This window comes from Actinomyces sp. oral taxon 170 str. F0386 (assembly GCF_000195595.1).
GTDB lineage: Bacteria > Actinomycetota > Actinomycetes > Actinomycetales > Actinomycetaceae > Actinomyces.
Map to the genome: position 1 here is coordinate 166,983 of NZ_GL882573.1, position 12,718 is coordinate 179,700.

Consider the following 12,718-nt stretch of genomic DNA (forward strand, 5'->3'; position numbering starts at 1 on the left):
GACCGCGCTATGGGTCGGCGCCCGCCTCATCGGTGGACCGGGGTCTCAGCCCTCCAGGGCGTGGAGGCGGTCGATCGGGGTGGAGACGGCCTCGCGGGCGCGCACCACGGCGTCCTCGTCGGGGGCGTCGTAGAAGCACAGGCACTTGACCGTGTCCTCACGCACGTAGGTGCGCAGGAAGCTCACCTCCGGCACCTGGGCGTACTTGGGGGAGTTTGCCTTCTTGCGCGCCAGGTAGGTCTCCATGGAGACCTCCTCGGGGATGTCCCACTCCACGAGGTAGTCGGCCTTGCGGGCCAGGGCGCGCACGTCCTCCAGCTCGGCACCCACGAGGCGGACCTCGTCGGGACCGGTGACCTCGGCGTCGGAGGCGGCGCCCCGGACAGCGGCGGTCAGGCCGTCGACGTCGTCGGAGGCGAGCTCGACGATGGTGAAGATGCGTTCGTGGCTGGCGGTGACCTGCGACTCCAGGACGGAGGCGCCGGCGGCCTCAACGGCCTGAGAGACCTGGGCGATGAGGGCCTGGGCGGCCTCACGTGACGGAGTGGCGGGGACGAGCTCGAAGAGCTGGAGCGACATGGCGGCTCCTTTCCGTAGGGTGTGCGTACCAACCTTGCGGTCCGTCCGAATTATTCCCGCTGGCTCCGGTGAACCAAGGGCGTGCTCGCTTCGTGGACACACCGCGGGGAGAGCACCGCGTGCGGACGCGTCGCCACTCAGCGCCGTCTCGGGTCGAGGGACGATGCGCGAGTAGTCACCGTGCGTCCGTATCTCTCGCTTGTCTCTCGCCCCGGTGAGGTGTCGACCGAGCCGTGACGGGGACGGCGAAGGACCTGCGGTCTCCTTTCCACGCGCCGGCTGGAACGGCCGAGCTCAGCATCTCCAGCTCCTCCGCTGTGAGCCGGCAGGACATGGCTGAGGCGTTCTCCCTCACCCGGTCCGCTCTACGCGTTCCGGGGATGGGAACGACGTCGTCGCCCTGGGACAGCAGCCACGCGAGGGCGACCTGGGCCGTTGTCATGTCCCAGGACCTTGCGAGGTGAGTGAGCGCCGCAACCTGACTCAGGTTGGCACTGAGATGATCGCCGTTGAACCTGGGGTCGTTCGCCCGGAAGGGGCTGTCGGCGACGGTGCCGGCATCGATTCGCCCGCTGAGCAGCCCGCGGCCCAGAGGGCTGTACGGCACCAGGCCGACTCCGAGGTCCCGGGCGGCGGGCACGATACTGAGCTCCGGCTCGCGCCACATGAGCGACCACTCCATCTGCACTGCTGCGATGGGGTGAACGGCGTGGGCGCGCCTGAGCTCCTCGGGCGTCACCTCTGACACCCCGAGATGACGGACCTTGCCTTGAGCGACCAGGTCAGCCATGGCTGCGATGGACTCCTCGATCGGAACCTGCGGGTCCACGCGGTGCAGGTAGTACAGGTCGATGGTCTCCAGTCCCAGCCGGCGCAACGATGCGTCGCAGTAGGAGGCGATGCGGCTGGGATGAGCATCCAGCTGGACCCCGCCCTCGCGCCGGACGATGCCGAGCTTCGTGGCGATCTGAAGACTGTCGCGTGCGATGCCGCTGGTGGAGACGGCTCGGCCGACGATCTCCTCATTGTGGCCCTGCCCGTAGCTCATGGCGGTGTCGAGCATCGTGATGCCGGAGTCGAGGGCTGCATGGATGGCGGACAGGGACTCCCCGTCGTCGGCTGGACCGTACCCCTGGGACAGGCCCATGCAGCCGAGCCCCAGGGCGGAGGTTTCCAGGGCGCCCAGATGGTGGATCGTGGTGTCTGCGGATTCGATGAATGTCATACCTGAACGGTAGGTATCTCGACTTCTATACGTCCAAGACTGAGTTCACATGCATCCCATATCGATTTAATATGGTGAGGTGGAACTGCGATATCTGCGGTCATTCGAGGCGATCGTGCGGTGCGGTGGGTTCACCAGGGCGGCTGCCGACCTCCACCTGGCTCAGCCGGTCGTCTCCGCCCACATCAAGCGGTTGGAGCTGGAGCTGGGAGTGACGCTGCTGCACCGCGCTCGACCGGTGTCCCTCAGCGCCGCCGGGGAGTCCTTCCTGCCATACGTGCGTCGAGCCCTGGCGAGTCTTGATGAGGGGGAGCGGGCCATGCGCGCCTTCCGGTCCGTGTCCGTCGGGCACGTCAGAGTGGCTGCGACGTCGCTCCTGGGCGGGTTCGACCTCGTGAGTACGATCGGTCGGTTCCGGCTGAGGTATCCGGGAGTCACGGTGTCGCTGCGCACCGGTCTCATCGCCGACCTGCTCGAAGAGCTCCATCGAGGACGGGTCGACGTCGTCGTCGGTCCTGTAGGGGAGCAGTGGGAGCAGGAAGGATCTCGTCGTACCGAGATCGCGGACGAACGGCTGGTCCTCATCACCCCGCTATCGACTGCTCGGCGGGTGGGCTCATTGGCCGATGTGGTGGACGAACCGTTCGTGTGCCTGTCCTCGGACAGCGGACTGCGACGTTTGCTGAACACAGCATTCAGTGCGATCGATGCTGTGCCGCGGGTGGAGTTTGAGACGCACAGCCCGGCCAGTATCCGTGAGATGGTGGCGGCCGGCCTGGGGTGCGCGCTGATCGCGCAGTCGGCCGTGGACAAGGAGGGGCCGGACGTTCAGGTCCACTGCATCCCGGGGCTTCCTCCGCATCCGCCGATCGCCGCGATATCGGCGTCGGACGCGGCCCCGCCCATCGCCCGATTCGTCGATGAGCTGACAGCTGCGCGTTCTGCCTCGCGTACGGCAGGTGCGCCGCCGCCGGCTTGAAGTTGACGGTCGTGCGCCCGTTACGCTGTCACTCGTGAATGAGCTCGACAGCGTCAACAGCAACGGAACCCCGGCCTGGGACAGCGCCCGCTACCTGCGGGAGATCCTCAAGGCCCCCGTCTACGAGGCGGCCGAGCACACGCCCCTGCAGGAGATGCCGACCCTGTCGGCCCGCCTGGGCAACACCGTCGAGGTCAAGCGCGAGGACCTCCAGTCGGTCCACTCCTTCAAGATCCGCGGCGCCTACAACGCCATGCGCTCCCTGAGCCCGGCCGAGCGCGAGCGCGGAGTCGTCACCGCCTCGGCCGGCAACCACGCCCAGGGCGTGGCCCGCTCCGCCGCCCTGCTGGGGATGAGCGCCATCATCGTCATGCCCACCGTCACCCCCCAGATCAAGGTCGACGCCGTTCGCGCCCTGGGCGGCGAGGTCCGCCTCCACGGGGACAACTTCGACGCCGCCAAGGCCGAGGCCACCCGCCTGGCCGAGGTCGAGGGCCACTCCTACATCGCCCCCTTCGACGACCCCCGCGTCATCGCCGGTCAGGGCACCATCGGCCTGGAGCTCATCCAGCAGGACGCCCACCTCGACCGCGTCTTCGTGCCCGTGGGCGGAGGGGGCCTGGCGGCCGGCGTCGCCGTCCTCATCAAGCAGCTCATGCCCGGCATCAAGGTCATCGGCGTCGAGCACGAGGAGTCGGCCTGCCTCAAGGCCGCCCTCCTGGGCGGCGAGCCCATCACCCTGCACCATGTGGGCCTGTTCGCCGAAGGAGTGGCCGTGCGCCGCATCGGTGAGGAGACCTTCCGCATGTGCCGGGCCCTGCTCGACGACGTCGTCACCGTCTCCTCCGACGAGACCTCCGCCGCCGTGCGAGACGTCTTCGACGACGTGCGCGCCATCTCCGAGCCCTCCGGGGCCCTGGCCCTGGCGGGCCTCAAGCGCTACGTCGCCGAGCACCACCTGGCCGGCGAGCGCCTCGCCTTCGTCCTGTCCGGCGCCAACCTCAACTTCTACCAGCTGCGCTACATCTCCGAGCGCAGCGAGATCGGTGAGCAGCGTGAGGCCATCCTCGGGGTCACCATCCCCGAGGAGCAGGGCTCCTTCCTGCGCTTCGCCTCGGTCCTGGGAGCCCGCTCGGTCACCGAGTTCAACTACCGCCTCTCCGCGGCCCGCACCGAGACCGACCCCGCCCGCATCTTCGTGGGCGTGCGCATCGCCCGGCGTCAGGAGCGCGCCGAGATCGTGGCGGACCTGGAGGAGGCCGGCTACGACGTCGTCGACCTCACCGACGACGAGCTCGCCAAGGTCCACGTGCGCTCCATGATCGGCGGGCGTGCCACCCCGGGCGTGCCCGAGCGCCTCTTCTCCTTCCTCTTCCCCGAGTCGCCCGGGGCGCTGGCCCACTTCCTGGAGGTGCTGGGCACCCGTTGGAACATCACTTTGTTCCACTACCGCACCGACGGCGCCGACTACGGCCGCATCCTGTGCGCCTTCGCGGCCGGTCCCGACGACGTCGAGCTGACCGAGCACATGGACCGTCTCGGCTACTCCTACAACGAGGAGACCGCCGACCCGGCCTTCCGCTTCTTCCTGGCCCGCTGAGCCGTGACAATTCCGCGGCCTCGGCGTCCTGACCGAGGAGGTGAGGATGTTGGGGACTCGTTGTGGCAGGTGTCATGCAATAGGGGGTCGCTGTTTCTGTCAGAACCCCCATAGGGTTATTGACGAATCATTTGTCGCGGTCGGGCGCACCGCGGTTGCGCAGGGCGGCCTCCGCCTGACGCCGGCCCGACCCGGCCTATCTTGACCAGGAGAAATATTATGACCCGTCTCGCCGTCGTCGTCGGTTCCGTCCGCCCCAACCGTGTGGGTGGCGCCATCGCCCAGTGGGTGGTCGACCAGGCCAACGAGATCGAGGGCGTCGACGCCGAGCTCGTCGACATCGCCTCCTTCAACCTGCCCCTGTTCTCCGAGGAGATCCCCCCGCGCATGGCCGTCCCCAGCGACCCGGCCGGCGCCGCCTTCGACGCGGCCCTGAAGTCCTTCGACGCGCTGATCTTCGTCACCCCCGAGTACAACTTCTCCATCCCCGGCGCGCTGAAGAACGCCATCGACTTCCTCCAGCCCGGCGCCGTGGCCAACAAGGGCGTGGGTGTGGTCGGCTACTCCTACAGCGTCGGTATCCGCGCCGTCAGCCACCTCCAGCAGATCCTCCAGGGCATGGGCGCCACTGTCGTGGCCTCCAACGTGTTCCTGTCGCTCAACACCGACTTCGCCGAGGGCGCGTTCTCGCCGGCCTCCTTCCACGACCCGGAGGTTCCGGCCATGGTGCGCGACGTCGTCGCCCACTCCGACGCCCTGGCCTCCCTGCGCTGAGGCTCGAATCCGGCTGAGCCGGAGGGCTCGCTCCCTCATGTCGCCGTCGGCGGCACCCATGGGTGCCGCCGACGGCGACATCGTTTGTGTTGCTGCTGCGAGGGTGCGGCCAGGTGGATGGGTAGGGTTCCACCATGACTGAACGCAGCGAGCGGGGCGGTTCCCACCGGGATGACAGAGGCGGACGCGGCGACCGCGGTTACCGGGGTGGCTCGGGTGGCGGTGACCGTGGCTACCGCGGCCGCGGCGGCGACCGCAGCCACCGGGATGGCGAGCGAGGTCGCTCGCGCCGCGTCTACGACGACGAGCCCCGCGATGGCCTCCTGGCCGACCTCGTCGGCCACCTCCACGCCCTGGATGGGCGCTCGTACGCCGCCTACAAGGCGATCGTCGGACGCTACCGGGCCCCAGCCGGCTGGTTTCTCCACATCGACCGCGTCCAGTCCGACCCCTACGCCCCGCCCACGCGCATCCACGTGGACGTGCCCACGGACCTGCACGGCCTGGAGTTGCTCGACGAGGCCGACCTGCTGGCCGACGTCGACCGGCGCCTGGCCGTGGGCGACTTCCTCACCCGCGAGCTGCACGCCGGATTCCGCGGCACGGCGCTGTCGATCGCCTCCCCGGGACAGGAGATTCTTCAGCGCTCCAGCATCATCGTGCGCCCGGATGAGACCGGAGAGAGGCCCGGCTGGGTCCTGGAGATCCGTGCCCGCCTGGCCCTGCCCGCCCAGGGTCGCTCCATCCAGGGCCACGAGGCCTCCCGGATCGTGGGGCGCGACCTCGTGCGTGAGCTGGAGGAGGCCATGGATCTCACGGGCGAGCGGGGCGACCGGCTTGTGCGCCATATCGCCACCCTCGAGGACCATCGGGCCCTGACCGCGGCGGTGGCCGTCAATGGCTGGGTGTCCTTCCTCGCCGACGGCTCCGTCCTACCGCGCCGCTCCGGGGTGAGCGACGAGCCCCTGACCGGCGGCGTCGCCCTTGAGGCCCCCGACTCCATGGCCGCCACGGTGGAGCTCCCGCACGCCGGGACGGTGCGCGGCACCGTCGTCGGCGCAGGTGTCAACGTCATCGTCGGAGGCGGCTACCACGGCAAGTCCACGCTACTGAGCGCCATCGAGCGGGGTGTCTACCCCCACATGCCCGGGGACGGGCGCGAGCTCGTGGCCACGGTCCCCGACGCCGTCAAGGTGCGGGCCGCCGACGGGCGCGCCGTGACCGGCGTCGACCTCACTCCCTTCATCTCCCACCTGCCGGCCGGACGCGACACCGCCTCCTTCACCACCCGCAACGCCTCGGGATCCACCTCCCAGGCCGCCTCCATCATTGAGGCCGTCGAGGCCGGCTCCACCGTGCTGCTGCTGGATGAGGACACCTCCGCCACGAACCTGCTCATCCGCGACTCGCGCATGCGCGAGCTGGTGGCTGCCGACCGCGAGCCCATCACGCCACTGGTGGACCGCATCACTGCACTGTTCCGCCAGCGGGGCGTCTCCACGGTCATGGTCATGGGCGGCTCCGGGGACTACCTGGACGTGGCCGACCGGGTTCTGCTCATGGACGCCTACCACCTGCGCGACGCCACCGAGCAGGCCCACCGGATCGTGGCCGACCAGCCTCGGCCGCTCACCGAGCTGGAGGACTTCGCCACTCCCAGGCAACGCGTCCCTGAACCTGCCCCGCCGCGCACCCGCCGGGGCCCCGTGCGCACCCGCGCCCACGGCACCTCCACTCTCGTCCTGGACCGGGAGGACGTCGACATCTCCGACGTCGGCGGCGTCACCGATCCCGGGCAGGCCGAGGCCGTCGCCTACGCCCTGCGCGCCCTGCTGGAGCAGCGCTTCGACGGGGTCTCCCCGCTGCGCGAGTGCTTGGACGACCTGGAGGCCCTGCTCGACGACGAGGGCCTGGACGCTCTGACCGATGAGCGCCCAGCCTTCCTCGTGCGCCCCCGCATGGTCGACGTCGGCGCGGCCGTCAGCCGCTACCGCAAGCTCGAGCTGGCCGGTCGACCCGACGAGGACTGACGGCCGGCCTCCCGCACTTCGACCAAGTCTTCACAGATGACCCAGTGGGGTCTGGGTCATCTCTGAAGTTTTTGTTGGTGAGTGAGCGAATGGTTTGCGCGCTAGGCGGCTGAGCTGGTCCGGTACATGTTGCGGTACTCGCTGGTGCGGGTGTGGATGAGGCGGGGGATCGAGATGGTCTTGTCGAACAGGCCGTCACGGTAGCCGGCCTGGAGACTGAACAGCACCATGAAGCGCAGCGCCATGGGGCTGCTCGTGCGGGCCACGCGACGTAGCGTCGAGTCGGGCATCTTGCGCAGGACGCTGACGATCCTGCCGGCGTCGCGCCAGGTGGCCCGCACCGGGGGCACGTTGAGGCGGTCGAGAGCCTCGACCTCGCGCAGGAAGAAGTCGGCGCCCTCCCGCTCGGCCGCGCGCCACCAGCCGGCGCGGTAGGTGGCCTCGAGCTGCTCGACGGCGTCGCACAGGGCGTCATAGTCGACGCCGACAACCTCGGTGCGCAGCTCCTCGGCCCGGATCCGCTCCAGAGTGGCGTACGCCAGCGGCAGGATGGTCCGGGCGACGTCGTCGACGGCGTTGTTGCGGGTGAGACGGTCGGCCTCAGGAAGGGGCTTGCCGTCGCGGGGCAAGCGGGCGTCGACCTCTTCCAGGTGCGCGACAGAGGCGCGCAGGTCGCTGGTGAGGCGGGCCGTGGAGCGCGGTACCCCCAGGGCGATGAGCAGCTCGGTCGCGGCACGCCACTGGAAGTCCGCGTCCTCGGACCAGTGGGTCTGCGGCTCCGTCCCCTCCGGCGTCTGGTTCGGGGACTGGGTGCTCGTCTGCCGGCTGCTCATCGGGGTTGAGCCTCCTGTAGTGCGCAGGGAAACAAGTCAGGCTGCCGCAGGCACTCAAGGCTGGGAGTATTAGTCGGCAGCTGGGAGACAGCGTCTCAAGACAACGTGTGAGAACCCTGGTGGTTTACGGTTCAAAGTCTGGAACGGCATAGATGGGTGCCGGAAGCGACATGGCCAGGTAAAGCGAGCAGCCTGAGGCGCTCCATCCGTGACTGCGTGATCTGGTTCGGCGCAGTCTCACCCAGCCCGATGTGGATGCCTCTCCCCACCGGAGACGCACTGAGCCGGTGTCCCTGGGGCCTGGCTGCGGCAGCCTCGTCAGGACGGCGCGTCTTCGGGCGCCAGGACGTCGGTCTGGGCGGGCAGGTCCGTGATGCCGACCGGGCAGGTCACCCCGTTGGGGCCGTGGTTGCAGTAGCCGTTCGGGTTCTTGTGCAGGTAGGCCTGGTGGTAGTCCTCAGCCAGGTAGTAGGGGCCGCCGAACTGAGCCGGCGCGTCCTCCGCGTCCTCAATGGTGGTCACGCAGCTGCCCAGGCCCAGGCGGGTCAGCTCGCCCTGGAAGGCCTCGCGGATCCGCACGGCCGCTTCGCGTTGGGCGGGCGTCGTTGTCCACACCGCCGAGCGGTACTGGGTGCCGACGTCGTTGCCGTGACGGTTCAGGTGCGTGGAGTCGTGGTTCTCCCAGAAGGCCCGCAGCAGGGTCTCCCCACCCTCACCGCAGACGGCTGGATCGTAGACGACGCGCACCGTCTCAGCGTGACCGGTCGCCCCGGTGCACACTTCCTGGTATGTGGGATTGGGCGTCTGACCGCCCATGTAGCCGACCGACGTCGAGACGACGCCGTCCTGGCGCCACAGGATCCGCTCCACGCCCCAGAAGCAGCCGGCGGCCAGATAGATGACCCGGCTACCCTCTGGCCACGGTCCGTCCAGGGGCGTCCCCAGCACCGGGTGGTCTCCGGGGGCGGGCAGGACCGGCGTCTCGTGGCCGGCCGGCGCCGATCTGCTGAGCGAGTGACGAAGGACGTTGAACATGAGGACACGGTACTGCGCCCGGCCCCCATTCCCGCCCGCGCTTCACTGACCGCGAGGAGCGGCTGGGGCGGAGGTGTGGCGGGTGTCAGTCAGGCGCTCGGTGAGGGCTCCGGCCCGGAACTGCTCAGTCCCAGCTGGGTGAAGGCTCGCTCGCGCCAGTCGAGGAAGCTCTGGAACCTGCCGGTGAGTAGCGCCTGAAGCTCCTCTCCGCTGTTGACGGCGACGATGTCCTGCTGCAGAACGCCTTCAGGCCGTCGTGATCGGGCTCGACGAGCCGGTCTCCGTCGATCTTGTACAGATAAAGAGAGAAGCCCATGGGTGGATACGTCTCGTCCGTGGTTGGGGTCCTCGTTTCTACGGAATACGCGTCTATGCGTACATTAATGCGGCTTGCATCTCCTGCCAGCTGTGGGCCACAACAATCTCAATCTCACCTTGGTCTGCGTCATCCCTCACCTCTTGCGGCAGTTGGTCGATCCGGTGATTCCCGTCCGGGACGACGAATAGCAGGGGCGCATCCACGTGAACGAGGAGGAAGTTCGTCGAGACGCACAGGTCGTAGAGCAGTTCGCACTCGTCATCGCTGAGGTGGGCGTGTGCAATGAAGGCGCTCAGCTCCGAGTCGTGAATGGAGGGGTCGGAGAGGATGAGATCTCGTGGGTAGCCATCGTCGAACAATAGTACCGACCCGTCGGCGTTCGTCAGGTGCGTGGTGTCGCTGGAGTGTGTGCTGCGCTGAAGGCTTAGCCCTCGGCGCTCAAGAAAGTTCCACAGCCCCTGTTTGTCGCCCCCGATGCTGCGTCCATCGCTGAACCTGTAGAAATACATTGCATAACCCATGGGACTCTCCTCGCGCCATCTCACCATCTCAGGGGTTGGTTGTTTTCTTGGGCACCTTAGGATCTGAGCCGGGCATTTCTCGCGGTGCCCAACGGAAATTCGGTGGGGCTGCGCGAGAAATGCCCGGCTCGACGGAAAGAGATTCAGACCCGCTCGACCTTGACGATCTGGGCCTGGATCTCCCGGCCGGTGGGGGCCTCGTAGGCGACGGTGTCGCCGGCGCGGTGCCCCATAAGGGCCTGACCCAGTGGGGCGTCGGGGGAGAAGACCTTGACTCCGTCGGGCACGTCCTCGGTGATCTCCTGGCCGCCCAGGGCGAAGACCTGCTCCTTGCCGGCCACCTTCGCGGTGACGATCGTGCCGGCCGAGATCGAGCCGTCGTCGGCCGCCTCGCCGATCTGGGCGTTCTCCAGGGTCTCCTCGAGCTGGATGATGCGCGCCTCATTGAGCCCCGCCTCCTCGCGGGCCGCGTGATAGCCGGCGTTCTCCCGCAGGTCACCCTCCTGGCGGGCCGCTTCAACGCGCTGGGCGATCTCCTTGCGCTCGGTCGTCTTGCGGTGCTCGAGCTCGGCGGACAGGCGGTCGTAGGCCTCCTGTGTGAGCCAGGTGCCCTGTGACTGCTCGGACATGGGTCCTCCTTGGATGACTGGTGCTGGTCGCTCGGCAGCCGGCTGGGCCACCTTGCGACGACGACACCCGGCGGCTCCTCATGGGGCCAACCGGGTTTGGAGGGCGAGTCTACGCCGCTGTCTGGAGGAACACTGAATAGTTGGCGAGAGGTGTTGAAATGTTGAGGGTCTGTGATCGCGACGTGAGGTGGATGAAACGGCGCTGACCTGCCCAATCGACGTCGAGCGCAACTATCAGGAAAGCCGGTAGGAAAAATAATCGACCCGATGGCGTGGCGGTGCGCCGCGACCTGACGGTCCGCCTACTGCAGCACCGCCAGGAAGCAGGCCACGCACTGGCAGACCCATGCGGCCACGGTGCATACGTGGAAGATCTCGTGGAAGCCGAACCAGCGCGGTGAGGGGTCGGGCGTCTTGCGGGCGTAGACGACTGCGCCCAGTGTGTAGATCACGCCGCCTGCCACCAACAGCCATACGATCGCCGGGCCGCCGGTTCGCCAGAACTGTGGCAGGAACCAGACCGCCACCCAGCCCAGGATGATGTAGAGCGCGGTGGTGAACCAGCGCGGCGCACTCATCCACAACAGGTTCGTGGCCGTGCCGATCGCGGCGCCGACCCACACGATGCCCAGCACCAGGGTGGCTGTGCGCGTCGGCAGAAGTGCCGCCGACAGAGGGGTGTAGGTGCCGGCGATGAGCAGGTAGATGTTCGCGTGGTCGATCCGCCGCAGCGTGGCCGCCACCTTCGCAGACCAGTGCCCGGTACCGATGTGGTAGACGCCGGAGTTGGCGAACAGCAGCAGCGAGCAGGTCAGGTAGATGGCGCAGGCCCACGTCAGACCCGTCCCCGGTGCCAGGACGGTCAGCACGATGCAGGCGGCTAGGGCCAGTGGCGCCGTGCCGGCGTGGATCCAGCCTCGCAGCCTCGGCTTGACGGCGGCGATGACCTCCTTGGCGGATGCGGACGCGGTGCGGCGCGGAGCCGGTGTCGGCGGCGTCGGTGACGATGTCGATGACATGGGCGTCCTTCTGTGTGGCGCGGGTCGACGTGGGGGCGTTCTGGACCTTACGAGTCCGTAGGTTACGTGAGCGTAGGTTGTGGTGGTAGCCGTATGGGCGGGGATGTGACGCGGGCGCCACGGTTCCCTTCTCCGGCCGGATCCTCGGCCGCCGCTGCGTAGGCCGATGCGGTCGAACGTCCCGACATACCCCTGTTGTGCCCTGGTAACCCTGGGTGAACCTGACGGCTGGATCTGACCCGGCTGTTAGCCGTCTGGCTCAGCGCGGGAGGGACGCTGCGCGATACCGTTGGAGGTGGCCCCGCGCCGTCGGGTCCCCGTCCCCACAAGCCCACCGAGGAACCCCGAGGAAACGGCATGGCAGGCAACAACCTCCTCTACGACATCTATGAGCGCCGGCTGGCTGCGCGCATCGACCCGGCCACGGTGCCCCACCACGTGGGTGTCATCCTCGACGGCAACCGACGCTGGGCCAAGTCCATGGGGTTCGGGGCCGCCCAGGGGCACAAGCGCGGCGCGGACAAGATCGAGGAGTTCCTCGGATGGGCTGAGCAGACGGGGGTGGAGGTCGTCACCCTGTGGTTGCTGAGCACCGACAACCTCTCCCGCGACCCTGCCGAGCTCTCGCCGCTGCTGGACATCATCGCCCACGCCGTTGACGAGCTCGCCGAGACCGGCCGCTGGAGCCTGCGGCTCGTGGGCGCCGTCGACCTCCTGCCCGAGCCACTGGCCGAGCGTCTGCGCGCCGCCGTCGCGAAGTCCAGGCCCGAGGCCGCCGAGGCGGGCGAGGGCGCCGGGAAGGTTGCCGGCGAGGATCGGCGCATGCAGGTGAACATCGCCGTCGGCTACGGGGGGCGCCAGGAGATCGCCGACGCCGTGCGCGAGCTCCTGCGCGAGCGGGCCGCCGCCGGGGCGAGCCTGGAGGAGGTAGCCGCCTCGCTCAGCGAGGAGGACATCACCGACCACCTTTACACCAAGGGCCAGCCCGACCCCGACCTGGTCATCCGCACCTCGGGTGAGCAGCGGCTCTCCGGGTTCCTGCTGTGGCAGTCGGTGCATTCCGAGTACTACTTCTGCGAGGTCAACTGGCCGGCCTTCCGACGCGTGGACTTCCTTCGGGCGCTGCGTGACTTTGCCAGCCGGGAACGCCGTCTGGGCAGGTAGCCGGGCCGGCC

The 12,718-nt window shown here is 68.5% G+C and carries 12 protein-coding genes; 5 read left to right on the top strand and 7 right to left on the bottom strand.

Features of this window, described 5'->3' with window-relative positions; all coding sequences use genetic code 11:
- Positions 1-45 precede the first annotated feature (45 nt).
- The gene (locus tag HMPREF9056_RS12270; RefSeq protein ID WP_009747062.1) at positions 46-579 is read right to left on the bottom strand and encodes a DUF4242 domain-containing protein; all 534 of its coding nucleotides are present in this window, start codon (positions 577-579) and stop codon (positions 46-48) included.
- A 175-nt stretch (positions 580-754) separates the two neighbouring features.
- The gene (locus tag HMPREF9056_RS12275; RefSeq protein WP_009747063.1) at positions 755-1,804 is read right to left on the bottom strand and encodes an aldo/keto reductase; all 1,050 of its coding nucleotides are present in this window, start codon (positions 1,802-1,804) and stop codon (positions 755-757) included.
- Positions 1,805-1,883: 79 nt separating this feature from the next.
- Here HMPREF9056_RS12275 and HMPREF9056_RS12280 point away from each other — a divergent pair, with 79 nt between their 5' ends.
- The 4 genes from HMPREF9056_RS12280 (at position 1,884) to HMPREF9056_RS12295 (ending at position 7,187) form a co-directional block, all read left to right on the top strand.
- Complete coding sequence (locus tag HMPREF9056_RS12280) at positions 1,884-2,783, top strand: LysR family transcriptional regulator (protein ID WP_009747064.1); 900 nt, start codon at positions 1,884-1,886, stop codon at positions 2,781-2,783.
- Between the two features lie 34 nt (positions 2,784-2,817).
- Positions 2,818-4,383: a threonine ammonia-lyase, biosynthetic gene (gene ilvA / locus HMPREF9056_RS12285; protein ID WP_172635271.1), complete on the top strand. Its 1,566-nt coding sequence runs from the start codon at positions 2,818-2,820 to the stop codon at positions 4,381-4,383.
- 219 nt (positions 4,384-4,602) lie between these two features.
- Positions 4,603-5,157 (top strand): NADPH-dependent FMN reductase, encoded by a 555-nt coding sequence (locus HMPREF9056_RS12290; protein ID WP_009747066.1) that lies wholly within the window; start codon positions 4,603-4,605, stop codon positions 5,155-5,157.
- A gap of 134 nt (positions 5,158-5,291) precedes the next feature.
- Positions 5,292-7,187, top strand: a complete 1,896-nt coding sequence (locus HMPREF9056_RS12295; RefSeq protein WP_009747067.1) for an ABC-ATPase domain-containing protein — start codon at positions 5,292-5,294, stop codon at positions 7,185-7,187.
- A gap of 101 nt (positions 7,188-7,288) precedes the next feature.
- Here HMPREF9056_RS12295 and HMPREF9056_RS12300 read toward each other — a convergent pair whose 3' ends face one another.
- The 5 genes from HMPREF9056_RS12300 to HMPREF9056_RS12320 form a co-directional block, all read right to left on the bottom strand.
- Positions 7,289-8,020 (bottom strand): hypothetical protein, encoded by a 732-nt coding sequence (locus HMPREF9056_RS12300; RefSeq protein WP_009747068.1) that lies wholly within the window; start codon positions 8,018-8,020, stop codon positions 7,289-7,291.
- 318 nt (positions 8,021-8,338) lie between these two features.
- On the bottom strand, positions 8,339-9,055 hold the full coding sequence (gene msrA / locus HMPREF9056_RS12305; RefSeq protein ID WP_009747069.1) for a peptide-methionine (S)-S-oxide reductase MsrA: 717 nt from the start codon (positions 9,053-9,055) through the stop codon (positions 8,339-8,341).
- A 369-nt stretch (positions 9,056-9,424) separates the two neighbouring features.
- On the bottom strand, positions 9,425-9,895 hold the full coding sequence (locus HMPREF9056_RS12310) for a hypothetical protein (RefSeq protein WP_034514544.1): 471 nt from the start codon (positions 9,893-9,895) through the stop codon (positions 9,425-9,427).
- 143 nt (positions 9,896-10,038) lie between these two features.
- The gene (locus tag HMPREF9056_RS12315) at positions 10,039-10,524 is read right to left on the bottom strand and encodes a transcription elongation factor GreA (protein WP_009747072.1); all 486 of its coding nucleotides are present in this window, start codon (positions 10,522-10,524) and stop codon (positions 10,039-10,041) included.
- Positions 10,525-10,826: 302 nt separating this feature from the next.
- Positions 10,827-11,543, bottom strand: coding sequence for a hemolysin III family protein (locus HMPREF9056_RS12320; protein ID WP_034514545.1), 717 nt, complete (start codon positions 11,541-11,543; stop codon positions 10,827-10,829).
- Between the two features lie 357 nt (positions 11,544-11,900).
- Here HMPREF9056_RS12320 and HMPREF9056_RS12325 point away from each other — a divergent pair, with 357 nt between their 5' ends.
- Positions 11,901-12,707: an isoprenyl transferase gene (locus HMPREF9056_RS12325; protein ID WP_009747075.1), complete on the top strand. Its 807-nt coding sequence runs from the start codon at positions 11,901-11,903 to the stop codon at positions 12,705-12,707.
- Positions 12,708-12,718 lie beyond the last annotated feature (11 nt).

Coding starts and splice junctions, on each gene's coding strand:
- HMPREF9056_RS12270 (WP_009747062.1), bottom strand. CDS start 579: ATGTCGCTCCAGCTCTTCGAGCTCGTCCCCGCCACTCCGTCACGTGAG.
- HMPREF9056_RS12275 (WP_009747063.1), bottom strand. CDS start 1,804: ATGACATTCATCGAATCCGCAGACACCACGATCCACCATCTGGGCGCC.
- HMPREF9056_RS12290 (WP_009747066.1), top strand. CDS start 4,603: ATGACCCGTCTCGCCGTCGTCGTCGGTTCCGTCCGCCCCAACCGTGTG.
- HMPREF9056_RS12295 (WP_009747067.1), top strand. CDS start 5,292: ATGACTGAACGCAGCGAGCGGGGCGGTTCCCACCGGGATGACAGAGGC.
- HMPREF9056_RS12300 (WP_009747068.1), bottom strand. CDS start 8,020: ATGAGCAGCCGGCAGACGAGCACCCAGTCCCCGAACCAGACGCCGGAG.
- msrA (WP_009747069.1), bottom strand. CDS start 9,055: ATGTTCAACGTCCTTCGTCACTCGCTCAGCAGATCGGCGCCGGCCGGC.
- HMPREF9056_RS12310 (WP_034514544.1), bottom strand. CDS start 9,895: ATGGGTTATGCAATGTATTTCTACAGGTTCAGCGATGGACGCAGCATC.
- HMPREF9056_RS12315 (WP_009747072.1), bottom strand. CDS start 10,524: ATGTCCGAGCAGTCACAGGGCACCTGGCTCACACAGGAGGCCTACGAC.
- HMPREF9056_RS12320 (WP_034514545.1), bottom strand. CDS start 11,543: ATGTCATCGACATCGTCACCGACGCCGCCGACACCGGCTCCGCGCCGC.
- HMPREF9056_RS12325 (WP_009747075.1), top strand. CDS start 11,901: ATGGCAGGCAACAACCTCCTCTACGACATCTATGAGCGCCGGCTGGCT.